Below are 21,815 nucleotides of genomic sequence, written 5' to 3'. Positions count from 1 at the left end.
CATCACCCCGTTGGGCCCACCCGTCGACCTCCCGCTGCGCCGATTGCCGACGCACCCTGTCCACACGGCTTGCGCCGTACCCCGGATTTGGGGGTTTCTGTTGTTCATTGAATTCAATTTATATAAATAGCAGTAGTAGTAGAGCGGGCGCTTTTCTGTGGACAAGGCCTTTTTCTTCAATGCCGACAAGGGCTTGCACACCGCCAAAGTCTGTGGGACGCAGCCGGGGTTTGCACGGTGCGAACAGACAACAACTTTCGCGAGGCGCGATTTTCTGTGGATAACCTCCGGGTTGTGCCAGAACTCCTCCCAGGTTTGTCCACAGGGAGCGCGCTGGCTTAAGAGCCTGTTCAATGTCTTTTTGGAGTCGCACAAGTACCTTGCCGGGATGGGATGCCAGGCGCGGTGCGCAGTGGATAGCCCAGCTATCCACAAGCGCCGCAACGCCGCAGACCGCCCGACAAGGCCACTGCCCTTCGGGTTGGAGCGAAATCGGGCGACTGAACGCCCCGGCTGCTGGCATGGGCATGAGCCCATGCGGCGCATCCGAGGCATCCACTCATCCCGATTGCGCTCCAACGCGACCCCTGCGAGATCGTAAACACGTTCTTAGGAGGTCGGCGAAGCCAGCATGGTCACCAAGGCGATTGGCCTGGATATCCACGGCGCAAGTGGCTTGGGCGTTGTTTGACGATCCGCGCACCGCCAACGTCCGTTCGGGCTGAGCCTGTCGAAGCCTTGCGCAGCGCTTCGACAGGCTCAGCGTGAACGGCTATCTATGCTTCGCGGCGCACTCAACGCACGCGCTGAAACCCGCCGTCGGCCCAGGCTGCTGCGCTGGCCGGCGTGAGCTTGAAGGTGGGCGGCGCAGACGCACGCGCCACCTCTTCACCCAGCTCGTCCTGCGCGCTCAGCGTGGCCGTGGCGCCTTCCTCGTCGGGCACGATGGCCAGCGCCACGCGCAGGCGCTGGCCATCGGCGGTGGTGATGTGCACGCTCTTGTTCAGCTGTGCGTGCAACTGCTGTTCGTGGCGGCGCAGCACCTCGCTCGCGGTCTTGACCAGGGTGTGGAAGGCCGACACATCGAGCGGCTTGGGGTTCTTCTTGTCGCGCCCCATCGTCCAAGGGCCGACCAGCGCGGGCTCGGATTCGCCTTTGAGCGTCATGGACACCGCCCAGCCGTCGTCGTCCTCGTTCTTGATGACCTGCGCCGTCCAGCGGCCATCGCTCCAGCAGCGGGGTTCCTGGATGGTGTCCGGCGTGTCGTGCGTGTCGGAGCTGTCGGAAGTGGGGTGGGTCATAAGGTGGCGCACGGAACGGAAAAAAGGCGCAGAGCATAGCGGCAACCGGCTGCCGCATCCCTCACAGCGTGCCCGCCAGCCTCAGCCCCATCCACACGGCCATGCCCACCATCATGAGGTTCTCGGTCAGCGAAACGAAGCCGAGCGGCACCTGGCTGCCACCGCCCACGCAGGCGCAGCGCAGTGCGCGCTTTTCCACATACACGGCCTGAAACACCGACACCGCGCCCACCGTGCCGATGAACGCCGCCACGGGCACCACCAGCCACAGCCCTTGCCCGGACAGCATCAGCACCCCCGCGAGCAGTTCGCCGAACGGGTAGGCGTAGGCATAGGGCACGGCGCGGCGGGCCAGCAGGTCGTAGTTCAGGAACATGGTGGAAAACGATTCCAGGTCCTGCAGCTTGAGCATGGCCAGCAGACACATGCTGGCCGCCACGAACGACGCCACCAGCTCGGCGCTCACGAGCGGCAGCCCGGCCGCCCACCGCATCGCAGCGGCCATCAAGAGCGCCACGGCGAACACGGCCACCACGGGCCGGTATGTGGTTTCGCCCTCCTCCTTCACGTGCAGGCCGAAGTGGCGGCGCAGCGCTTCATAGCCGCCAATGCGGCGTCCGTCGATGAACACCTGGGGCGTGGATTCGACGCCATGCCGGGCCTTGAATTCGTCGGTCTCTTCGCGGGTCCGCAACCAGTGGTCGTCCACCGCCAGCCCCTTGCGCCGCAGCAGAAAGCGGGCCTTGAGGCCATACGGGCAGATGTGGCCCGGCATGACCATGCGGTAAAGCGTGGCCACCGGCCGACCGTCGGTCGCCGGAGAGCGGGAATGTGCGGGAGTGTCTGCGGGGGAAGTCATGGGCCCATGGTGCGCGCGCCCGGTCACGGTGTCTGTAGGAACGCACCGCCCGGAGGCGGTCGTCCCAATCGCCCCCGGCCCTGCTGCACGTCCCGGTCTCTTCGTGGCTCCACGAACATCCCGGGCGGGGCGTTCCCCGCACAGCGCCTCAGTTCGCCACCGTGAACCGCTTTTGCAGGTGACGCGGCGTTTCCAGTTCGTCCACGATGGCGACGGCCAGGTCGGCCACGCTGATGCTGCCGGGCTGGTCGCCGTTCATCAGCGGCGCGTCTTCGCCCAGGCGGTACTGGCCGGTGCGCTCGCCGGGCTGCAGCAGGATGGGAGGGGACAGAAACGTCCAGTCCAGCGCGCCTTCGGTGCGGATCCAGTTCAGCGCCTCGCGCGCGGCCAGGGCACCCTGCTTCCATTCGGCCGGGAACTGGGGCGTGTCGACCAGTTGCACGCCAGGCGCCACAAACAGGCTGCCCGCACCGCCCACCAGCAGCAGGCGGCGCACGCCGGCCTGCTTGGTGCCGTCGATGATGGCGCGCGTGCCCTTGAGGAACTGGTCGTGGATGTCGGGCACCGACCAGCCGGGGTTGTAGGCGCTCACCACCGCGTCGTGCCCCGACGCAGCCTGGGCCACCTGGGCGGCGTCCTGCGCGTCGCCGGCCACCACGGTCAGGTCTTCCCGGGCCGTGAGTTTGGAAGGGCTGCGCACCAGCGCAGTGACGCGGTGGCCGCGCCGCAGCAGTTCGTTCAGCACGGCCGATCCGACGAAGCCGGTGGCACCGATCAGGGCGATGTTCATGGCGTTTCCTTGTGTTCAGAGTTGCGATGGCGTGAGAATAAGAGCTTGTCAAAGCGGGCAGTAGAGGGCGAAATCCGCTTTCTTTTTGAAGTTGCACTTCACAATCAACCAGCACCCATGGATGACTTGAAACGCATGGCGGTGTTTGCCGCCGTGGTACAGCACGGCTCGATGAGCGGCGCCGCGCGTGCCCTGGGCATGAGCACCTCGGCCGTGAGCCAGCAGGTGCGCCAGCTGGAGCGTGATGGCGGCGTGACGCTGCTGCACCGGTCCACCCGCAAGCTGGCGCTGACCGAGGCGGGCCAGCGCTACCACGCGCGCTGCGCTGCCATGTGGGCGGCGGCCGAGCAGGCGCGGGCAGAGCTCGCAGCATCGCGCGACGAGCCCAGCGGCGAGCTGCGGCTGTCGGCCACGGTGGGGTTTGCACGCCACATCGCCCCCGCCCTGGGCGACCTGCTGGCGGCCCACCCCGCCCTGCGCCTGCGGCTGCTGGTGGACGACGCGGCCATCGACCTCATCAACGCCCGCATCGACCTGGCGGTGCGCTTTGGGCGGCTGCCGGATTCGAGCTGGGCGGCGCGCAGGCTGTGCGGCATGCAGTGGCTGCTAGCGGCGTCGCCGCAGTGGGTGGCGCAGCATGGCGCACCGCGCGACCCCGATGCCTTGCTCACGCACAGCTGGCTGGGCTTTGCGCGTGAAGGGGGTGGGCTGCTGCTGGACCTGCGCAGCCCGGCGGGCGAACCCCGCGTGCTGCGGGTGGAGCCGCGCATTGCCAGCAACAACCAGCTGTCGATCCAGCAGATGTGCGAGGCAGGGCTGGGCCTGGCGCTGGTGGGCAGCATGGACGCCCACGAGGCGCTGCAGGCCGGGCGGCTGGTGCAACTGCTGCCCGAATGGTCGTTTGGCACGCTCGACATCTGGGCCGTCACGCCCCAGCGCGATGCGCAGCCTGCCAAGGTGCGCCAGGCGATTGCGGCACTGCACGCCTACCTGCGGCAGGTGCCGGGCATTTCGGACTGATTGTTCCCATCGGTTTTTTATTGCCGGGCCCGCCGCCCGGGCGCCGGTGTGACGGCACCGCCACGCCCGCATGCTGCAGCGCACTATTCGGGTATTGCCTGAAGATTTAACGCACTGCGCGCGCCGTTTGGGTCCTAGAATTTGTAAAGGCGCGTATCTTTCTTCTCAGCGCAAAGGATCCACCATGAAAGCCATCCAGCAGGACATCGACGAGCGGACCAACCTCACCAGCACCAACAAGTTCGAGCTGCTGCTGTTCCGCCTGGGCACCGACAACGCGCTGGGCAAGTCCGAGCTGTTTGGCATCAACGTGTTCAAGATCCGCGAGATCGTGGCCATGCCCAGCATCACCCCCATCGCGGGCACCACGCCGCATTCTCTGGGCGTGGTCAACCTGCGCGGCCAGGTGATTCCCGTGCTCGACCTGCCCTCCATCGTGGGCTGCAAGCCCCAGACCGGCCTGAACATCATGCTGGTGACCGAATACGCGCGCACCACCCAGGCTTTCGCGGTCGAATCGGTGGAAGACATCGTACGCCTGGACTGGAAGCAGGTGCTGTCGGCCGAAACCAGCGGTGCCAAGGGCAAGCTGGTCACCAGCATTGCGCGGCTGGATGGCAACACCGATGAATCCCGCCTGGCCCAGGTGCTGGATGTGGAGGCCATCCTGCAGATGGTGTCGCCTTCTGACGGCCACGAGGTGACCGAGGAAAAGGTGGGCGCCAAGCTCACGCTCAAGCCCGGCACCATCATTCTGGCGGCCGACGATTCGTTTGTTGCGCGCTCACTCATCGAGCAGGAACTCAAGGTATTGAATGCACCGTACGAGATGGTGAAGTCGGGCAAGGAGGCCTGGGACCGCCTCAATGCCATCGCCCGGAGCGCGGAAAGCGAAGGCAGAACGGTGCTGGACCGCGTGGCCATGGTGCTGACCGACCTGGAAATGCCCGAGATGGACGGCTTCACGCTGACCCGCAACATCAAGCAGGACTCGCGTTTCCACGGGCTGCCCGTGGTCATCCACTCGTCCCTGTCGGGCTCGGCCAACGAAGACCATGTACGCAGCGTGGGGGCGGACGGGTACGTCGCCAAGTTCGTCGCCGAAGACCTGGCCGAAACCATCCGCCGGGTGCTGCCGCGCTGACGGGGCCGCCCGGCCACAGCGCACCCCTGGCGCCAGCAAAAGCCTGGAGGGGTGACGCCACCGTCATTGGCGCGAAATGATTGGCAAAAAGTGGCTTCAACGCTTACCCATAAAGCGTTTTTAGCTATTTAATTTGTAGCAGTCGAGTGTTCAGCTCTTTCGTCCGGTCAACCGTCCGCCGCCCTTGTGCGCTATGGCAGAAGGCCTGCGCGCACCGCCGGGCGGGCGCGGCAAAGATGTAACAGGTTGCCGGTCGGCTTTTCGGGCGCTTTACCTACAGGCAGGAACGCGCCCCCCTGCCCATAGTCTGAACACCATGACACATACATTCGCCCGCTTGATTTCCACTGCGGTCCTGGGCGCCGCAGTCACGGGTTGCGCCACGGTGCCGGGCGATCCGTATTACGACTCGACCCCGTACCGTGTGTACGAGCAAGCGGGATACGTCTACAGCACACCACAACCCACCTACGTGCGCCCGGGGTATTCCACCTATCCGGCCTACACCACACCCCCGCCTGCGGTGATCTATTACGGCGGGCGCGACCGGCCCGACGACCGCTGGGACCGGGACCATCGCCACAACAACGATTGGCGCGAGCGCGAACGTGACCGGGCTGAACGCGACCGCTTGGCCAGAGAACGCGAACGCGACCGGGCAGAGCGCGACCGCATGGCCCGTGAGCGCGACCGTGACCGCGACCGCCGCGAACAGCAGGCCCGCGAGGCCGACCGCCGCCAGCGCGAGCAGGCCGAACGTGATCGGCGCGCCTACGAGGCCGGCCGGGGCCGTGATACCCGCCCGGGCCATATTGCCCCCGGCTCCTATACACCACACCCGCAGGATTGGCGCTCCCGCCAGTTTGAAAACGGCAGCGAGAAGCCCTGATTTGCGTTGATCTGCGTTGAGTCGCCGTGAATCGCGTTCTGCCGCGCTCCGTCATTCAACGCAAAACACTCACAACTCCAACCCGACGGAGACATGTTGCCGTGACCCTGTTCCGCTGCGCCCCCCTGGTGTTGATGGTCTGCTTGGTCGGCTGGAGTGCCAGCGCACAGGCGCAGGTGGTGCGCTGCACCGATCCGCGCACGGGCCAAGTGACCTACACCGATGGCACCTGTGCGGGTGGCGCGTCGGTGCGCGAAGTGGAGCCGCGCAAGACCCCGCAGGAGTTGCAGCAGGAGCGCGAGCTCGCTGCCGAGGCGCTGGAGCGTCGGCAGCAACGCCTGCAGGCCGAGGCAGCCGCTGCCGACGCCACCGCGCAGCGCAACGCCGAACGGGCCCGCGCGCGGGCCGCTCAAACTGCGGCAGCAGCACCCCAGCCGCACGACTACGCACGCTCGCCGGAATGCGCGCGCTCACGCCGCAGCCTCGACATCGTGGCCAGCGGCGTGGCGCGGTCGGCGCATGAACAGGAACTGCGGCTCGATGCCGCGCAGCGCCAGGTGGACCTGGACTGCCTCGGTCCGCAGGGTTATGCCGAGGTGGAAAAGGCGCGCGCCAACCAGCCCCGCGTGGTGGTGGTGCCCCCGGTGCAGCCGCGCGCCGTGTTTCCAGAGCCTTTTCCGCCCATCGTCAGGCCCCAGCCCGCGCCCTATCTCACGCAGTGCGGCGACTTTCGCTGCACGGACAACCTGGGCAACACCTATCCCCGCGCAGGGCCCGGGCGCTTCCCGGGGCAGGGCGGTGTGTGCCGCTCGAACGGCGGTCAGGCGCCCTGCTGACCGAGGCCTGCCAGGCCTTCGTGCACCGTGGGGTAGCGCAGGCGCAGGCCCAGCTCCTGCACAAGCCGCCGGTTGCACAACCGGCGTGATTCACTCATGAAGCTCAGCAGCATCAGCGGCAGCTGGTCACGGGCCGCGTTGCGCGGCACCCGGGGCGGGCGCGGTAGACCGTACAGGTCGGCCGCCAGGTCGAAGTAATCGCCCATCTTGAGCGCGGTGTCATCGCTCACGTTGTAAGCGCGCTGCGGGCGGCCACGCCACAGCGCCGCCATGCAGGCGCGGGCCAGGTCGTCGGCATGGATGTGGTTGGTGAACACATCGTCCTCGGCGCACAGCACCGGCGTGCCCCGGCGCAGGCGGGCCTCGGGCGTGCCGCCTTCGCGGTCAAGCGCGTAGATGCCCGGAATGCGCAGCACACTGGCCCGAACACCGGCGCGGCCCAGGTGGCGCACCGCGCGCTCGGCGTTCACGCGGCGCTGCGCGCGGGGCGTGCCGGGCGCCACGGGCCGTGCCTCGGGCACCAGGGCGCCCTGGCAATCGCCGTAGACCCCGCTGGTGGAGGCATACACCAGCGACACCGGCAGGCTGCGCTGGCGCAGTGCACGGGTCAGCGCCACGGTGCGCGGGTCCAGCCACCAAGCGGCCCCCGCCCCCTCTCCCGGGGGCGGCGCCAGATGCAGCACGCGGGTGGCCACGCCGGCCAGGCGGCGCAGCGTGCCGGCATCGTCCAGATTGCCCACCAGCGGGCGCATGCCCTGGGCGCGCAGGCCGGCCACGCGCGCGGGGCTGGAGGTGAGCGCCAGAACCTGCAGGCGCCCCGCGCCCGGGCCGCGCTGCAGGTCGCGCGCCACGCGCTGGCCCACGTCACCGCAGCCCACGATCAGAAGGCGTTCACGGCGGAAGCGCGCCGGGAGGGCGCCGAGGGGGCTTTGTATTGAAGGCAAAATCGAGTCCGTTTGCCCGGCGCCTGCCGGGCGGTTGGTTTGACCGAGACGACTCCGAGGATACCCACAACATGACCACCGCAGAGGCTGCAGGCACCGCAGCAGCGTTCCAGATCACCGTGCAGCCCAGCGGCCGCGCCTTCAGCGCCCAGGCGGGCGAGGCCATCCTGGCCGCAGCCATTCGCAGCGGCGTGGGCCTGCCCTATGGCTGCAAGGACGGCGCCTGCGGTTCGTGCAAGTGCAAAAAAATCAGCGGCGCGGTGCACCACGGCGAACACCAGTCCAAGGCCCTCACCGCCGACGAAGAGGCCGCGGGCCTGGTGCTGACCTGCTGCGCGCAGCCGCTGACGGACGTGGTGCTGGAGTCGCGCCAGGTGACGGACGAAAGTGCCTACCCCATCAAGAAGATGCCCGTGCGCGTGTCCACGCTCGACAAGAAGTCGCATGACGTGATGCAGGTGCGGCTGCAGCTGCCGGCCGCAGACACCTTTCGCTACCACGCGGGCCAGTACATCGAATTCATCCTGCGCGATGGCGCGCGCCGCGCCTACTCAATGGCCAATGCGCCGCACACGCAGGCCGACTCGCCCGGCGTGGAGCTGCACATCCGCCACATGCCCGGCGGCAAGTTCACCGACCATGTGTTCGGCGCCATGAAGGAAAAGGAGATCCTGCGCGTCGAAGGCCCCTTCGGCAGCTTCTTCCTGCGCGAGGACTCCGCCAAGCCCATGGTGCTGCTGGCCTCGGGCACGGGCTTTGCGCCCATCAAGGCGTTGATCGAGCACATGCAGTTCAAGGGCATCACGCGCCCCGCCGTCGTCTACTGGGGCGGCCGCCGCCCGGGCGACCTGTACATGCACGACTGGCTGCAGGCCCGCACGGCCGAGATGCCGCAGCTGCGCTATGTGCCCGTGGTGTCCGATGCACTGCCGGAAGACGGCTGGACCGGCCGCACGGGCTTTGTGCACCAGGCGGTGATGGACGACTTTGACGATCTCTCCGGCCACCAGGTGTATGCCTGCGGTGCGCCCATCGTGGTCGAATCGGCACGCGACGCCTACAGCGCCCACCGGGGCCTGCCTGCAGAAGAATTTTTCGCGGACTCGTTCACCTCCGAGGCCGACAAGCAGGGCGTCTGAGGCCCCGCGCAAATCCGTGGGCACGCCGACTGCACCCGCCGCCATGCCCCTGCTGCAGCGGCTGCGCCATGCAGGCCCGGTGGCCATGGCGCTGGCCGCAGCCGTGGCACTGGTGTGGGGCGCGGGCGAATGGGCCACGCGCAACGAGCTGGAAACACAATGGGACAGCCTGCGCCGCTCGGGCGAAGTGCAGGCGCTGGCCCTGCGCGGCGTGGCCACCCGGTACACCTACCTGCCCGCCACCGCCGCGCAGCAGCCGCTGATTGCCGCCCTGCTGCGCAACCCCGAGGCGCGCGACCTGCAAGGCGCGGCCAATGCCTACCTGCACACGGTGAATGCCCACGCAGGCTCCGACGCGCTGTATGTGATGGACGCCACGGGCCTCACGCTGGCATCCAGCAACTGGGCCACGCCCAGCTCGTTCGTACACCAGAACTACGGCAACCGCCCCTATTTCCGCGACGCGCTGCAGGGACAGGCCGGGCGCTTCTATGGCGTGGGCAAGACCACGGGCGAGCCAGGCCTGTTCGCGTCGGCCCCCGTGGTCGACAACGGCGAGGTGATCGGCGTGGTGGCGGTGAAGGTGCAGATGCAGCCCATCGTGGACACCTGGGCGCAGCTGCGCGACCCCGTCTTCCTGGCCGATGCGCGCGGCATCATCTTTCTCGGATCGGTCGGCGCATGGCTCTACAAGACCACCCGCCCGCTCAGTGATGCCGAGGTGCTGCAGGTGCAGCGCGACGAACAGTATGGCGCGCGCTGGACCCCCGAGCCCGTGCCGTGGAGGGCACAGCGGCAGAGGGACCAGCCCGGCATGGAATTGCGCCTGCCGGACACCGGCAAGGAATGGCTGGCGCTGGAAGAGCCCTTGCCCGACCTGGGCTGGACGCTGACCCTGACGGCCGACAGCCGCGGGGTGACCCAGGCCCGCCGACAGGCCTGGGCGCTGGCCACGCTGGCATCGGGCCTGCTGGTGCTGGGGGCGCTGTACTGGCAACTGCGCGAGCGGCGCCTTCGCGAGAACCGCCAGGCCCGCATCGAGCTGGAGCAGCGCGTGCACGAGCGCACCCACGCGCTGCAGCAGGCTCAGGCGTTCCGCCAGTCGATGGAGGATTCGCTGCTGGTGGGCATGCGCGCACGCGACCTGCAGGGCCGCATCGTCTACGTGAACGCCGCCATGTGCGAGATGGTGGGGTACAGCGCGGACGAACTCATCGGCCAGTTGCCGCCCTACCCCTACTGGCACCCCGACGAGCTGGACCGCCACTGGAACGACAGCGACACCGTGCTGGCAGGCAAGCCTTCGCCCCAGGGGCGCGAGAACCGGCTGCGCCACCGCGATGGTTCGGACGTCTACACCATGTTCTACACCACCCGGCTCATCGACGGCGAGGGCCAGCACATCGGCTGGATGAGTTCGGTGGTGGACATCACGGCCCAGAAGCGCGCCGAAGAACAGCAGCAGCAGCGCGAAGCCCAGCTGCAGCGCGTGCAGCGCGTCATCACCGTGGGCGAGATGGCCTCCACGCTGGCGCACGAGCTGAACCAGCCCCTGGCCGCCCTGGTGAACTACGCTGCCGCCGCGCGCTCGCTGGCCGCGCAGGGCAAGGCCGAGGCGCTGAACGACAGCCTCGCCGCGCTGTCCAGCCAGGCGCTGCGCGCAGCCGACATCGTGGGCCGCATCCGCCGCTGGGTGCGCCAGCACCCCGAATCGCGCGAGCCCTGCGACCTGAACGCTGCGGTGGACCAGTCGCTCGCCCTGCTGCTGCGCGCCGAGGCGCGGCGCAACGGCGTGGCCGTGCGGCTGGACCTGTCGCGCCACCCCCTGCGCGTGAGTGCCGACCGCGTGCTGCTGGAGCAGGTGGTGCTCAACCTGGGCCTCAACGCCCTGCAGGCCATGCAGGCCATGCCCCCCGCTGCGGGCGACGCCCGGCCGCCGCACGAACTGTTGCTGCGCACCTTGGCCGACACGGGCCATGCCCTGCTGCAGGTGCTGGACCGGGGCCCGGGCCTGCCGCCCGAAATTGCGGAGCGCCTGTTCGAGCCGTTTTTCACCACCCGCGAAGGTGGCCTGGGCCTGGGGCTCAACATCTGCCGCTCCATCGTCGAGAGCATGGGCGGCGAGCTGCTGGCGCGCAACCGCGATGGCGGTGGCGCCATCTTCGAGATCCGGCTGCCGCAAGCCGCCAACACCCCACCACCATGACCGACACTCCACCCCCTTCCGGGCACGCAGAGCCCGCCGCACCGGCCACCGTGTACATCGTGGATGACGATGAGGGCGTGCGCCATTCGCTGGCGGCGCTGCTGCTCGCACGCGGCCATCTGCCGCTCAGCTTCGGCAGCGGGCCCGACTTTCTGCAGGCCGCCGACCTGTCTCAGCCGGGCTGCGTGCTGCTGGACCTGCGCATGGACGGGATGAGCGGGCTGCAGGTGTTCGAAGACATGCAGCGGCGGGGCACCGTACTCAAGGTGGTGTTCCTCTCCGCCCACGGCGAACTGTCGTCGGCCGTGGCCGCCGTCAAGCAGGGCGCGGTGGACTGGCTGGAGAAGCCCTGCAACGAGCACACGCTGCTGACGGCCGTGGCCAGGGCGGCGCAGCTGTCGGCCGAAGCGGCAGAGCGCGCGCAGCGGCGGCGGGCGCAGCGCGACCGCTGGAACGCGCTCAGCCCCCGCCAGCAGGAGGTGGCCCTGCAGCTGGCCACGGGCCTCAGCAGCAAGGAAGCCGCCCGTGCCCTCACCCAGCGCACGCCCGAGCGCCCCATCGACCCCCGCACGGTGGACACGCACCGCTCGGCCATCTTCTTGAAGCTGGACATCCGCTCATCGCACGAGCTGGGCATGCTGGTGGAGGACCTGGGCCTGTCTGCCACCCCGCCGCGCGCGGCGTAAGGAGCTGGGCATAGCGAGGGTGCAGGTGAGGGCTGCACGACACCGCCACAGGGTCTTGCTAAGCTTTCTTACGATTTTTTTGCACAATGGCACCCATGAACCGCAGAAACCTCACCCTCCTCGCCAGCGCTGCCGCAGCCGCAGCCGCTTTCTCGTTCTCCCCCGCCGCCCTGGCGCAGGATTCAGGCCAGCCCATCCGCCTGATCGTGCCCTATGCACCCGGCGGCCCCATCGACGTGACGGCGCGTGCGCTGGCCGAGCGCGTGCGTGACTCGCTGGGCACGGTGATCATCGACAACAAGGGCGGTGCGGGCGGCAACATCGGCGCCGACGCGATCGCCAAGGCCGCACCGGACGGCCTGACCATCGGCATCGCCGCCACCGCCACGCACGCGGTCAACCCCTGGCTGTACTCCAAGATGCCCTACGACGCGGCCAAGGACTTCGCGGGCATCACGCAGATGGTGCGCGTGCCCAACGTGCTGGTCATGAACGCCGCCAAGGCCGATCAGCTGAAGATCAACACCGTGGCCGACCTGATCGCCTACGCCAAGTCCAACCCCGCCAAGCTGAACTACGGCAGCGGCGGCAACGGCAGCGCAGGCCACCTGGCCGGCGAGCTGTTCAAGCAGCGCGCCGGCATCTTTGCGCTGCACATCCCCTACCGCGGCGCCAACCCCGCGCAGCTCGCGCTGCTGGCCGGCGAGGTGGACTTCAACATCGACAACCTGGCCGCCGCCGCGCCCAACATCCGCTTGGGCAAGCTCAAGGCCCTGGCCGTGACCTCGCTGGAGGCGTCGTCCTCGCTGCCCGGCGTGCCCCCGCTGTCGGCCACGTTCAAGGGCTTTGCCATCGACACCTGGTGGGGCCTGGTGGCACCCGCAGCCACACCCAAGCCGGTGATCGACAAGCTGAACAAGGCTTTCGTCGCTGCGCTCAACGCGCCCGAGACCAAGACCCGCTTCGGCGCCCTGCTGGCCGAGCCCGTGGCCACCACGCCGCCACAGTTCGACAGCTTCATGGCCGCCGAACGCGCCAAGTACCAGCAGGTGGTGAAGGCCTCGGGCGCCAAGGTGGACTGAGGGGGCACAGGGCAACCCGCAGTTCACAGCCCGCAGCCCGCAGCGCGGCGTGTTGCGGGCGGGTTGCCCTGCCGAATTTTTTGAATGTTTTTGGCCTTCAGCGCTTATCCATCAAGCGCTGGCAGCTCCCATTTCAGGAGCAATCAACCCCCACCGGCCCGACCACGCCATCGGCCCACCCGGCATCGCGCACGCGGTGGATGGCCTGCGCAGACACCGCCCGCAGCGCGTCGGCGCTCACCTGCCCCGGCAGCAGGTCCGACAGCGGCAGGAGCACGAAGGCGCGCTCGGCCATGCGCGGGTGTGGCACCGTGAGCTCGGGCGTGTGCACCGCCTGGCCGCCAAACCACAAAATGTCCAGGTCCAGCGTGCGCGGCGCGTTGCGGTAGGGCCGCTGGCGGCCCCCGGCCTGCTCGATGGCCTGCAGCGCCTGCAGCAGCGCGAGGGGTTCGAGCGTGGTCGCCACCTCGGCCACGGCATTCAGGTAGTCCGGGCCGCCCGCATCCACCGGCGCGCTGCCATACAGCGGCGACACGCGAAGCACCCGCGTGCCGGGGCACCGGCCCAGCGCCAACAACGCCGCGCGCAAGGCTGCCTCACGCTCACCCAGGTTTGCGCCCAGGCCCACATACGCCAGCGTCGGCTGCATGCGGATGCTGCCGTCGGGGCTCACTCCGTCAGCCACTCATTCGCCGGCCGAGGCGGGGGCAGCGCCGGTCCCCCCGCCCGTGCCACCCGCACCGCCGGCTCCTCCCGTGGGCTTGCGGCGACGGCGGCGGCGCTTCTTGGGTGCGCTGCCGTCCGGCGGCAGCTCCATGTCTTCGCCGTCGGCCGGGGCGGCATCGACCCGGGCGCCCGCCGTGGGGGTCGGTGCGGTCGCCGGGCGGGGTGCGGGCGCAGCCGCCGCGCGCGGCACGCGCTTGGCCACAGGCTGCTGTGCCTTCTGGCGCGCGCGCTGCTCTTCGCGGGCCTGGTCCATCAGGTCGTCGCGGCGTTCGTCGTCGGCCGACTGAAAATCCTGCCACCACTCGGCCAGCGCCTCCTCCACTTCGCCCACGTCGGCGCGCAGGCGCATGAAGTCGAAACCGGCGCGAAAGCGCGGCTGGATGACCATGCCAAAGGGCGTGTTGCCCACGCGCTTTTCAAAGCGCGGCTGCATGACCCAGATCTCGCGCATGTCGGCGGCCAGCTTGCCCCGGCCCGACACGTCGCCGATGCGTCGGTCAAACACCTCGTCGATGGCCTCCTGCAGCGCGGGCAGCGGGTGCTGGCGCTGGGCCAGGCGCTCCTGCCAGCCCGTGCGCACGTCTTCCCACAGCACGCAGGCCAGCAAAAAGCTGGGGGCCACGGGCTTGCCTTCGTTCACGCGGCGGTCGGTGTCGAGCAGCGCGGCTTTCACGAAGGGGCTGTCGGCGCGCTCCACCGCCACGTCCAGCAGCGGGTAGATACCGCGGGCCATGCCCAGCTTGCGCAGCTGCTCGATGGTGGCGATGGCGTGGCCGGTCTGCAGCAGCTTGAGCATTTCGTCGAACATGCGGCTTTGCGGCACCTCGGCCAGCAGGGCCTGCGACTGCACCAGCGGCGCGGCCGACTTGGGGTCGATGCTGAAGCCCAGCGGGCTGAGCTTGGCCGCGAAACGCACGGCGCGGATGATGCGCACCGGGTCTTCGCGGTAGCGCGTGGCGGGGTCGCCGATCATGCGCAGCGTTTTCTTCTTCGCGTCCTGGATGCCTTTGTGGTAGTCCACCACGATCTGGCTCACCGGGTCGTAATACATGGCGTTCACGGTGAAGTCGCGGCGCGTGGCATCTTCGTCCTGCGGGCCCCAGACGTTGTCGCGCAGCACGCGGCCACTGGCGTCCACCGCGTGGTGCATGCCGGCCAGCTGCGCCTTCGATGTCTTCTCGTTGCCGTTGACCTGCCCGGCAGCGCTGTTGTCCAGGTAGGCGCGGAAGGTGGAGACCTCGATCACCTCATGCTCTCGGCCCCGGCCGTGCACCACGTGCACGATGCGAAAGCGCTTGCCGATGATGAAGGCGCGGCGGAACAGCGCCTTGACCTGTTCGGGCGTGGCGTTGGTGGCCACGTCGAAATCCTTGGGGCGCAGGCCGAGCAGCAGGTCGCGCACGGCGCCGCCCACGATGTAGGCCTCGTAGCCCGCCTGCTTGAGCGTGGCCACCACGTCGGCGGCGCGACGGTCCACCAGCTCGGGGTTGATGCCGTGGACAACGGCCGGCACTTCCTCGCGCTTGCCGAAATGGGGCTTGCCGCCTGCGGTGCTGGGCGCCGATTTGCCCAGCAGTTTGTCGATGAACTTCTTGATCATGATGGTGTGAATAGGTCCAGAACGCGCCAGCCGCGCTCCATGGCCAGCGCGCGGAGGCGCGGGTCGGGGTTGGTGGCGACCGGGTGGTTCACCTTTTCGAGCAGGGGCACGTCGTTCATGGAATCACTGTAGAAGGTGCTGTCCACGTCGGCCCAGCCGAGCTGGCGCTCGGCCAGCCACTGCTCCATGCGCGTGACCTTGCCCTCGCGCATGGTGGGGGTGCCGTCGATCTGGCCGGTGTACCAGCCATTCGCGTCACGCGCCAGTTGCACCGCCAGCAGCTGCGGCACGCCCAGCGCCCTTGCGATGGGGGCCGTCACGAATTCGTTGGTGGCAGTGACGATGAGCACCTCATCGCCCGCCGCCTGGTGCCCGCGGATGAGGTCGAGCGCCTGCGGCTGGATGGCGGGGGTGATGACCTCGCGCATGAACTGCTGGTGCGCAGCGGCGGCGGCCTCGGGCCCGCGCTGGCGCACGGCCTCGGTGGCAAAGCGCACATAGTCGTGCACGTTGAGCGTGCCGGCCTGGTAGTGCGCATAGAACTCGTCGTTGCGGCGCGCGAACTCGACCGGATCGTTCCAGCCGATGCGGATGGTGAACGCGCCCCACTCGTAATCGGAGTCGAGCGGCAGCAGCGTGTGGTCCAGGTCGAACAGCGCAAGCCGCAGACGGCGGGGGTCAGAGGTCATTCAAACTCACAAAAAGGCCAGAGAGACGCCGCGTCATTCCGTCTCCAGCATGGTTTTCAGCAACGGAATCGTGATGGCGCGCTGGGTGCGCAGGGCGAAGGCGTCGAGCCGGTCGAGCAGGCCCATCAGGCTACCCAGGTCGCGCGAAAAATGCGTGAGCATGTAGTCCATCACCTCGTCGCCCAGGAACACGCCGCGCGCATCGGCCTCCTGGCGCAGCACGGCGCGGCGTTCGGGTTCGCCCAGCAGCTGCAGCTGGAACACATGGCCCCAGCCCAGGCGGCTGCGCAGGTCGTCGCGCAGGGGCAGGTCGGCCGGGGGCAGGTCGCCCGCCGCCAGCACCCAGCGCGGACTGCCGCTGGCCGGGCTGATCGCGTTCACGAACCAGTTGAACGCCGTGGCCTGCTGGGTGGTGTCGTAAAGGTGCACGTCGTCCATCAGCACGGCCACCCAGCCATCGTCGAATTCGGGCGGCTCGGCCACCGTGGGGTCCAGCCAGCCCAGGGCGCCGCCGTGCTGCTCGCGCAGGGCCTGGCGCACCGCCTTGAGCAGGTGCGACTTGCCGCTGCCGGGCTCGCCCCACAGATAGGTGGGCACGGGCGAACGCGTCGCCTGGCTGCTGCCCTCGCCCACCGCCAGCCGCAGGTGCTGCAGCGCGGCCTCGTTGGGCCCCGCAAAAAACCGCGCCAGCGTGGGGCCGGTGGCCAGGCCGATGTCCAGCGCCAGCTGCTTCATCGGCGGCATCATGCGCGGCACCCGGGCGGCGGCACGCCGCGGCCCATGGCAGGCGGTGCGGGATCGGCAGGCGGAAGCAGGATCGGCAGCAACATCGCGGCAGGTGAAGGTGGAAGGCGTCCGGCCCGGGATGACTGGGGCCGGCGATGCAACGGAAGTGGGGGCTCACGGCGGGCCGTGGCGGCCGAGGAATGCACAAAAAGTGAGCATTCCACAGCGACAATACGCGCGATTTTAGTCTCTGCCGGGCGCCCCCCCGGCCAGCACCCGCCATGGCCCCTGACACTGTCGCGCCCCGCCGCCTGCCCGCCGGAATCTGGGCGCTGGGCTTCGTCAGCCTGCTGATGGACGTCTCGTCCGAGATGATCCACAGCCTGCTGCCGGTCTTCATGGTCACGGCGCTGGGCGTGAGCATGCTCACGGTGGGCCTGATCGAAGGCGCAGCCGAGGCCACCGCCATGGTGCTCAAGATCTTTTCGGGGGCGCTGAGCGACTGGTGGGGCAAGCGCAAGCCGCTGGCCGTGCTGGGCTATGGGCTGGGCGCGCTGTCCAAACCGTTGTTCGCGCTGGCGTCCACCGCCGGGCTGGTGGTGGCGGCGCGGCTGCTGGACCGCGTGGGCAAGGGCATTCGCGCCGCACCGCGCGACGCGCTGGTGGCCGACCTGGCCCCGCCTGAGCAGCGCGGCGCGGCCTTCGGGCTGCGCCAGTCGCTCGACACTGTGGGCGCCTTCCTCGGCCCCTTGCTGGCCATGGGGCTGATGGTGCTGTGGGCGAACGATTTCCGCGCCATCTTCTGGGTGGCGGTGATCCCCGCGGCGCTGTGCATGGTGGTGCTGGTGTTCGGCGTGAAGGAGCCCGAGCGCCCCGCCGGGCTGCCGCGCACCAACCCCATCCGCCGCGAGAACCTGCGCCGCCTGTCCGCCGGCTACTGGTGGGTGGTGGCCCTGGGCGCCACCTTCACGCTGGCCCGTTTCAGCGAGGCCTTTTTGGTGCTGCGCCTGCAGCAGGACGGGCTGCCCCTGGCCCTGGCGCCCCTGCCGCTGGTGCTCATGGCCCTGGTGTTCTCGCTGGGCGCCTACCCGCTGGGCAAGCTGTCCGACCACACCAGCCACACGCGCCTGCTGGCCTGGGGCCTGGTGGTGCTGGTGGCTGCCGACGCCTTGCTGGCATGGCGCGGCAGCGGGGCGGCCGCCTGGCTGGGGATTGCGCTGTGGGGCCTGCACATGGCGATGACGCAGGGCTTGCTGGCCACCATGGTCGCCGCCGCCGCGCCTGCCGACCTGCGCGGCACGGCCTTTGGCATGTTCAACCTGGTCAGCGGGGTGGCCCTGCTGTTCGCCAGCGCATTGGCCGGCCTGCTGTGGGACCGCTGGGGCGCGAGCGCCGCCTTTGTGGCGGGCGGGGTGTTCGGCACCCTGGCCTTGCTGGGTGTGCTGTGGCACGCGCGGGCGGGCGCTGCGGGCCACCCCGGTCCAAGCCCTTAAAATCTCCGGCTTCCAGCCCGCACAACGGGCCTACCTGCACCAAAGCACCTTCCCATGAGCTCTTCTGCCCCCTCCACCCCCATCTCCTACAAAGACGCCGGCGTCGACATCGACGCGGGCGACGCGCTGGTCGAGCGCATCAAGCCGCTGGCCAAGAAGACCATGCGCGAGGGCGTGCTGGCAGGCATTGGCGGCTTTGGCGCGCTGTTCGAGGTGCCCAAGCGCTACAAGGAACCGGTGCTGGTGAGCGGCACCGACGGCGTGGGCACCAAGCTCAAGCTGGCCTTTGAATGGAACATGCACGACACCGTGGGCATCGACCTGGTGGCCATGAGCGTGAACGACGTGCTGGTGCAGGGTGCCGAGCCGCTGTTCTTTCTGGACTACTTCGCCTGCGGCAAGCTGGATGTGGACACCGCCGCCGCCGTGGTGGGCGGCATCGCCAAGGGCTGCGAGCTGAGCGGCTGCGCGCTGATCGGCGGCGAAACCGCCGAGATGCCCGGCATGTATCCCGCTGGCGAATACGACCTGGCCGGCTTTGCCGTCGGCGCGGTCGAAAAGAGCAAGATCCTCACGGGCCGCGACGTGAAGCCCGGCGACGTGGTGCTGGGCCTGGCCTCGGCCGGTGTGCACTCCAACGGCTTCAGCCTGGTGCGCAAGTGCATCGAGCGCGCGGGCGACAGCGCCCCCGCCACGCTGGACGGCAAGCCCTTCAAGCAGGCCATCATGGAGCCCACCCGCCTGTACGTGAAGAACGTGCTGGCCGCGCTGGCAGCCCACCCGCACTCCGAGGATGCCGCATCGCCCGGCGGCATCAAGGCCCTGGCCCACATCACCGGCGGCGGCCTGCTCGAAAACATTCCCCGCGTGCTGCCCGAAGGCACGGCCGCCCACCTGAAGAAGGGCAGCTGGCCGCAGACCGAGCTGTTCGCCTGGCTGCAGAAGACTGCCGGCATCGACGACATCGAGATGAACCGCACCTTCAACAACGGCATCGGCATGGTGGTGGTGGTGGATGCGGCCGCTGCCGACGCCACCGCCGCCACGCTGCGTGCGGCGGGCGAGCAGGTGTACGCCATTGGCACCATTGCGGCGCGCGGCGACGGCGCTGCCGTGGTGGTGGCCTGACGTGAGGCAGCGCAGGACGGCGTGGGCATGGCGCGGGCAGCGCCGGGCCGTGCCGGTGCCCTGCCGCCCTGGAGACTCGCCGCAGCGTGACTGACCCGATCCCGTCCCCGTCGCCACCGCCGCGCGCCCCGACCCAGGGCATCGTGGTGGCCAGCTATGTGCTGATGGCCGGCGTGCTGCTTCTGGTGATGTGGCGCGGCCTGCTGCCGGGCCTGCTGTGCGTGTGCCTGGGTTTTCTGCTCACCCGCGCGCTCACGCGCTGGTTCACGGCCCTGGCCTTGCGCGTGCAGCGCCAGGCCCTGGCCGGGCCCCGCACGCTGCGCATGGCGCAGGTGTGTGCCGCCGCCCTGGTGATGCTGCTGCCCCTGGTGCTGCTGGGCGTGGGCCTGACCCATTCGCGCGGCTACCTCGTCGCGGCGCCGCACCAGTACCAGGAACTGCTCACCTACATGGCCCGCACGGTGCTGGAGCTGCGCCTGAAGCTGCCGCCCGACATGGCCAGCCACCTGCCCGATGGCGCGGTGGAGCTGCAGCGCGTGATCGCCAACTACCTGGGCGCCAAGGCCGGCGCGCTGGCCATGGCCGGGCGCGCCTGGCTGGCGGGGGTGCTGTTCGCCTACGTGGGGCTGCTGATCGGCTCGCTGGCGGCCGTGCGCCCGGTCGGCGGCACCCGGGGCCCGCTGGCGGTCCAGCTGCGCCAGCGCATCACCTTGTTCGGCGAGGCGTTCCGCCAGATCGTCGCGGCGCAGTTCTGGATTGCGGCCTTCAACACGCTGCTCACCGCGCTGTTCCTGCTGTTCGTGCTGCCCCTGTGGAACATGGAGTTGCCCTACACGCCGGTGCTGATCACCTTCACCTTCGTGGCCGGGCTGGTGCCCATCGTGGGCAACCTGGTGTGCAACGTGGTGCTCACCATCGTGGGCCTGTCGGTGTCGCCGCTCGCGGCGGCGGCCTGCCTGGGCTTTCTGATCCTGATCCACAAGGCCGAATACGTGATCAACGCCAAGGTGGTGGGCCGGCGCACGCAGATGGGCGTGTGGGAGCTGCTGTCGGTGATGTTCGCCGCCGAGGCCGTCTTCGGCCCGGCAGGGCTGGTGGCGGCCCCCCTGTTCTACGCCTATCTGAAGAAAGAACTGGTGGCGGCGCAGCTGGTCTAGACGCCGTCCGCCCCCCCGCGCACGCGGCCCGCGCCGGGGCGGCCATCCTTCCTTTTCCTGCTTGCCATTGCGTCGCATTCCGGCGGTGCGGCAGCGCTGGCCCCTGCGGGTTATTGCCACGCCGTGGCCTGCGCACCGGGCAGTATCCTGACCCCGACATCACCGGCTGCTGGGAATTCGGCAGACCGATGTGTCCCATGAACGCCTGTTTTTTTGTTCTGTTTCAAGAGGCCTTTCATGACCATCGCACGCAAACTGGCCCTTCTGGTGGCGAGCGCCATCCTGGGCATCATCCTCATGACCGCGTGGTTCCTGGTGTCCGAACGCCAGCTGATCCTGGAGGAGCGCCAGGCCGGCGTGCGCCAGGTGGTGGAAACCGCCCACGGGATCGCCACCCATTTCCACGAGCTCAGCACCAAGGGCGCCCTGCCCGACGACGAGGCCCGCAAACGCGCTGCGGCGGCCATCCAGGCGGTGCGCTACAGCGGCAACGAGTATCTGTGGATCAACGACATGCACCCGCGCATGGTGATGCACCCCATCCGCCCCGAGCTCAATGGGCAGGACCTCACCGCCAACAAGGACCCCAAGGGGAAGCAGCTGTTCGTGGAGTTCGTGCGCACCGTGCAGGCGAGCGGCGCGGGCTTCGTGCCTTATCTGTGGCCCAAGGCGGGCAGCGACACGCCGGTCGAGAAAACCTCGTACGTGAAGGGCTTCGCGCCCTGGGGCTGGGTGATCGGCTCGGGCGTGTACATCGACACGGTGGACACCGCCATCCTGCAGCGGGCGATGCGCTTCGGGGTGCTGGCCGTGCTGCTGGGCGGCGTGCTGCTGCTGATCGGCACCCTGATTGCGCGCAACCTGATCCAGCAGCTGGGAGGGGAGCCGGGCCATGCACGCGGCATCGCCCGCCGGATCTCCGAAGGCGACCTGTCGGTGGCCGTGACCACACGCGCGGGTGACAGCGCCAGCCTGATGCACGACATGAAGACCATGCGCGACGCGCTGCACGGCATCGTGCAGAAGGTGCGCAACGGCACCGAGCACATCGCCAGCGCCTCGCAACAGATTGCGGCGGGCAACCACGACCTCTCGGCCCGCACGGAGTCGCAGGCCAGCGCGCTGGAGCAGACCGCAGCATCGATGGAGGAGATGACGTCCAACGTCAAGCAGAACGCCGACAACGCCCGCCAGGCCAGCGCACTGGCGCAGGCGGCCTCCGAGGTGGCGCGCAAGGGCGGCGCGGTGGTCGAGCAGGTGGTACAGACCATGGGTTCCATCGACGCATCGTCGCGCAAGGTGTCCGACATCACCGGCGTGATCGAAGGCATCGCGTTCCAGACCAACATCCTGGCGCTCAATGCCGCCGTCGAGGCCGCCCGCGCGGGCGAGCAGGGCCG

At 69.1% G+C, this 21,815-nt stretch carries 20 protein-coding genes; 12 read left to right on the top strand and 8 right to left on the bottom strand.

Going from position 1 to position 21,815, the window contains the following annotated elements; translation table 11 throughout:
• Positions 1–794: 794 nt before the first annotated feature.
• The 3 genes from ACOQFS_RS02130 to ACOQFS_RS02120 all read right to left on the bottom strand — a co-directional run bounded on the left by ACOQFS_RS02130 (position 795) and on the right by ACOQFS_RS02120 (position 2,950).
• Positions 795–1,301, bottom strand: a complete 507-nt coding sequence (locus ACOQFS_RS02130; RefSeq protein ID WP_421561337.1) for a hypothetical protein — start codon at positions 1,299–1,301, stop codon at positions 795–797.
• 61 nt (positions 1,302–1,362) lie between these two features.
• The gene (locus ACOQFS_RS02125; protein WP_421561365.1) at positions 1,363–2,082 is read right to left on the bottom strand and encodes a glutaredoxin family protein; all 720 of its coding nucleotides are present in this window, start codon (positions 2,080–2,082) and stop codon (positions 1,363–1,365) included.
• Positions 2,083–2,308: 226 nt separating this feature from the next.
• The gene (locus tag ACOQFS_RS02120; protein ID WP_421561336.1) at positions 2,309–2,950 is read right to left on the bottom strand and encodes an NAD(P)-dependent oxidoreductase; all 642 of its coding nucleotides are present in this window, start codon (positions 2,948–2,950) and stop codon (positions 2,309–2,311) included.
• A gap of 117 nt (positions 2,951–3,067) precedes the next feature.
• Between ACOQFS_RS02120 and ACOQFS_RS02115 the strand changes: the two genes are divergently transcribed.
• From ACOQFS_RS02115 to ACOQFS_RS02100, 4 genes are all read left to right on the top strand, one after another.
• Positions 3,068–3,970: a LysR family transcriptional regulator gene (locus ACOQFS_RS02115; RefSeq protein ID WP_421561335.1), complete on the top strand. Its 903-nt coding sequence runs from the start codon at positions 3,068–3,070 to the stop codon at positions 3,968–3,970.
• A 184-nt stretch (positions 3,971–4,154) separates the two neighbouring features.
• Positions 4,155–5,114 carry a chemotaxis protein gene (locus tag ACOQFS_RS02110; RefSeq protein ID WP_421561334.1) on the top strand — a complete coding sequence of 320 codons (960 nt, stop codon included), beginning with the start codon at positions 4,155–4,157 and terminating at the stop codon, positions 5,112–5,114.
• Between the two features lie 316 nt (positions 5,115–5,430).
• The gene (locus ACOQFS_RS02105; protein ID WP_421561333.1) at positions 5,431–6,003 is read left to right on the top strand and encodes a hypothetical protein; all 573 of its coding nucleotides are present in this window, start codon (positions 5,431–5,433) and stop codon (positions 6,001–6,003) included.
• Between the two features lie 134 nt (positions 6,004–6,137).
• Positions 6,138–6,839: a DUF4124 domain-containing protein gene (locus ACOQFS_RS02100; RefSeq protein ID WP_421561364.1), complete on the top strand. Its 702-nt coding sequence runs from the start codon at positions 6,138–6,140 to the stop codon at positions 6,837–6,839.
• Here ACOQFS_RS02100 and ACOQFS_RS02095 read toward each other — a convergent pair.
• Positions 6,824–7,783, bottom strand: coding sequence for an NAD-dependent epimerase/dehydratase family protein (locus ACOQFS_RS02095; protein ID WP_421561332.1), 960 nt, complete (start codon positions 7,781–7,783; stop codon positions 6,824–6,826). The genes ACOQFS_RS02100 and ACOQFS_RS02095 overlap by 16 nt on opposite strands.
• Positions 7,784–7,854: 71 nt before the next feature.
• Between ACOQFS_RS02095 and ACOQFS_RS02090 the strand changes: the two genes are divergently transcribed.
• The 4 genes from ACOQFS_RS02090 to ACOQFS_RS02075 all read left to right on the top strand — a co-directional run bounded on the left by ACOQFS_RS02090 (position 7,855) and on the right by ACOQFS_RS02075 (position 12,896).
• Positions 7,855–8,922, top strand: coding sequence for a CDP-6-deoxy-delta-3,4-glucoseen reductase (locus tag ACOQFS_RS02090; protein ID WP_421561331.1), 1,068 nt, complete (start codon positions 7,855–7,857; stop codon positions 8,920–8,922).
• Between the two features lie 43 nt (positions 8,923–8,965).
• On the top strand, positions 8,966–11,128 hold the full coding sequence (locus ACOQFS_RS02085) for a PAS domain S-box protein (protein WP_421561330.1): 2,163 nt from the start codon (positions 8,966–8,968) through the stop codon (positions 11,126–11,128).
• Positions 11,125–11,814 (top strand): response regulator transcription factor, encoded by a 690-nt coding sequence (locus tag ACOQFS_RS02080; RefSeq protein WP_421561329.1) that lies wholly within the window; start codon positions 11,125–11,127, stop codon positions 11,812–11,814. The genes ACOQFS_RS02085 and ACOQFS_RS02080 overlap by 4 nt, the downstream gene beginning before the upstream one ends.
• Before the next feature lie 95 nt (positions 11,815–11,909).
• Complete coding sequence (locus ACOQFS_RS02075; RefSeq protein ID WP_421561328.1) at positions 11,910–12,896, top strand: tripartite tricarboxylate transporter substrate binding protein; 987 nt, start codon at positions 11,910–11,912, stop codon at positions 12,894–12,896.
• A gap of 133 nt (positions 12,897–13,029) precedes the next feature.
• Here ACOQFS_RS02075 and folK read toward each other — a convergent pair whose 3' ends face one another.
• The 4 genes from folK to hda are packed head-to-tail and all read right to left on the bottom strand — an operon-like array spanning position 13,030 to position 16,646.
• Positions 13,030–13,545, bottom strand: coding sequence for a 2-amino-4-hydroxy-6-hydroxymethyldihydropteridine diphosphokinase (folK, locus tag ACOQFS_RS02070; RefSeq protein WP_421561363.1), 516 nt, complete (start codon positions 13,543–13,545; stop codon positions 13,030–13,032).
• 36 nt (positions 13,546–13,581) lie between these two features.
• The gene (gene pcnB / locus ACOQFS_RS02065; RefSeq protein WP_421561327.1) at positions 13,582–15,222 is read right to left on the bottom strand and encodes a polynucleotide adenylyltransferase PcnB; all 1,641 of its coding nucleotides are present in this window, start codon (positions 15,220–15,222) and stop codon (positions 13,582–13,584) included.
• Positions 15,219–15,911, bottom strand: coding sequence for an HAD family hydrolase (locus tag ACOQFS_RS02060; RefSeq protein ID WP_421561326.1), 693 nt, complete (start codon positions 15,909–15,911; stop codon positions 15,219–15,221). The genes pcnB and ACOQFS_RS02060 overlap by 4 nt, the downstream gene beginning before the upstream one ends.
• Before the next feature lie 33 nt (positions 15,912–15,944).
• Complete coding sequence (gene hda, locus ACOQFS_RS02055; RefSeq protein WP_421561362.1) at positions 15,945–16,646, bottom strand: DnaA regulatory inactivator Hda; 702 nt, start codon at positions 16,644–16,646, stop codon at positions 15,945–15,947.
• Positions 16,647–16,918: 272 nt separating this feature from the next.
• Between hda and ACOQFS_RS02050 the strand changes: the two genes are divergently transcribed.
• The 4 genes from ACOQFS_RS02050 to ACOQFS_RS02035 form a co-directional block, all read left to right on the top strand.
• Entirely contained in the window at positions 16,919–18,130 is a 1,212-nt protein-coding gene (locus ACOQFS_RS02050; RefSeq protein ID WP_421561325.1) for an MFS transporter, read from the top strand.
• Positions 18,131–18,184: 54 nt separating this feature from the next.
• Positions 18,185–19,258, top strand: coding sequence for a phosphoribosylformylglycinamidine cyclo-ligase (gene purM, locus ACOQFS_RS02045; protein WP_421561324.1), 1,074 nt, complete (start codon positions 18,185–18,187; stop codon positions 19,256–19,258).
• Positions 19,259–19,344: 86 nt separating this feature from the next.
• Positions 19,345–20,415, top strand: coding sequence for a permease (locus ACOQFS_RS02040; protein ID WP_421561323.1), 1,071 nt, complete (start codon positions 19,345–19,347; stop codon positions 20,413–20,415).
• 237 nt (positions 20,416–20,652) lie between these two features.
• Positions 20,653–21,815: cache domain-containing protein (locus tag ACOQFS_RS02035; protein WP_421561322.1), on the top strand; the 1,163-nt coding region annotated here is incomplete at its 3' end.

Origin of the sequence: Paracidovorax sp. MALMAid1276 (assembly GCF_049198005.1) — a bacterium.
Classification (GTDB): domain Bacteria; phylum Pseudomonadota; class Gammaproteobacteria; order Burkholderiales; family Burkholderiaceae_C; genus Acidovorax.
Note: the sequence above shows the minus strand (reverse complement) of the source record. Positions and strands in the feature narration are given on the sequence as shown.

Coding starts and splice junctions, on each gene's coding strand:
- folK (WP_421561363.1), bottom strand. CDS start 13,545: ATGCAGCCGACGCTGGCGTATGTGGGCCTGGGCGCAAACCTGGGTGAG.
- ACOQFS_RS02090 (WP_421561331.1), top strand. CDS start 7,855: ATGACCACCGCAGAGGCTGCAGGCACCGCAGCAGCGTTCCAGATCACC.
- ACOQFS_RS02130 (WP_421561337.1), bottom strand. CDS start 1,301: ATGACCCACCCCACTTCCGACAGCTCCGACACGCACGACACGCCGGAC.
- ACOQFS_RS02125 (WP_421561365.1), bottom strand. CDS start 2,082: ATGGTCATGCCGGGCCACATCTGCCCGTATGGCCTCAAGGCCCGCTTT.
- ACOQFS_RS02085 (WP_421561330.1), top strand. CDS start 8,966: ATGCCCCTGCTGCAGCGGCTGCGCCATGCAGGCCCGGTGGCCATGGCG.
- ACOQFS_RS02075 (WP_421561328.1), top strand. CDS start 11,910: ATGAACCGCAGAAACCTCACCCTCCTCGCCAGCGCTGCCGCAGCCGCA.
- ACOQFS_RS02115 (WP_421561335.1), top strand. CDS start 3,068: ATGGATGACTTGAAACGCATGGCGGTGTTTGCCGCCGTGGTACAGCAC.
- ACOQFS_RS02050 (WP_421561325.1), top strand. CDS start 16,919: ATGGCCCCTGACACTGTCGCGCCCCGCCGCCTGCCCGCCGGAATCTGG.
- ACOQFS_RS02080 (WP_421561329.1), top strand. CDS start 11,125: ATGACCGACACTCCACCCCCTTCCGGGCACGCAGAGCCCGCCGCACCG.
- hda (WP_421561362.1), bottom strand. CDS start 16,646: ATGAAGCAGCTGGCGCTGGACATCGGCCTGGCCACCGGCCCCACGCTG.
- pcnB (WP_421561327.1), bottom strand. CDS start 15,222: ATGATCAAGAAGTTCATCGACAAACTGCTGGGCAAATCGGCGCCCAGC.
- purM (WP_421561324.1), top strand. CDS start 18,185: ATGAGCTCTTCTGCCCCCTCCACCCCCATCTCCTACAAAGACGCCGGC.
- ACOQFS_RS02120 (WP_421561336.1), bottom strand. CDS start 2,950: ATGAACATCGCCCTGATCGGTGCCACCGGCTTCGTCGGATCGGCCGTG.
- ACOQFS_RS02060 (WP_421561326.1), bottom strand. CDS start 15,911: ATGACCTCTGACCCCCGCCGTCTGCGGCTTGCGCTGTTCGACCTGGAC.
- ACOQFS_RS02100 (WP_421561364.1), top strand. CDS start 6,138: ATGGTCTGCTTGGTCGGCTGGAGTGCCAGCGCACAGGCGCAGGTGGTG.
- ACOQFS_RS02105 (WP_421561333.1), top strand. CDS start 5,431: ATGACACATACATTCGCCCGCTTGATTTCCACTGCGGTCCTGGGCGCC.
- ACOQFS_RS02110 (WP_421561334.1), top strand. CDS start 4,155: ATGAAAGCCATCCAGCAGGACATCGACGAGCGGACCAACCTCACCAGC.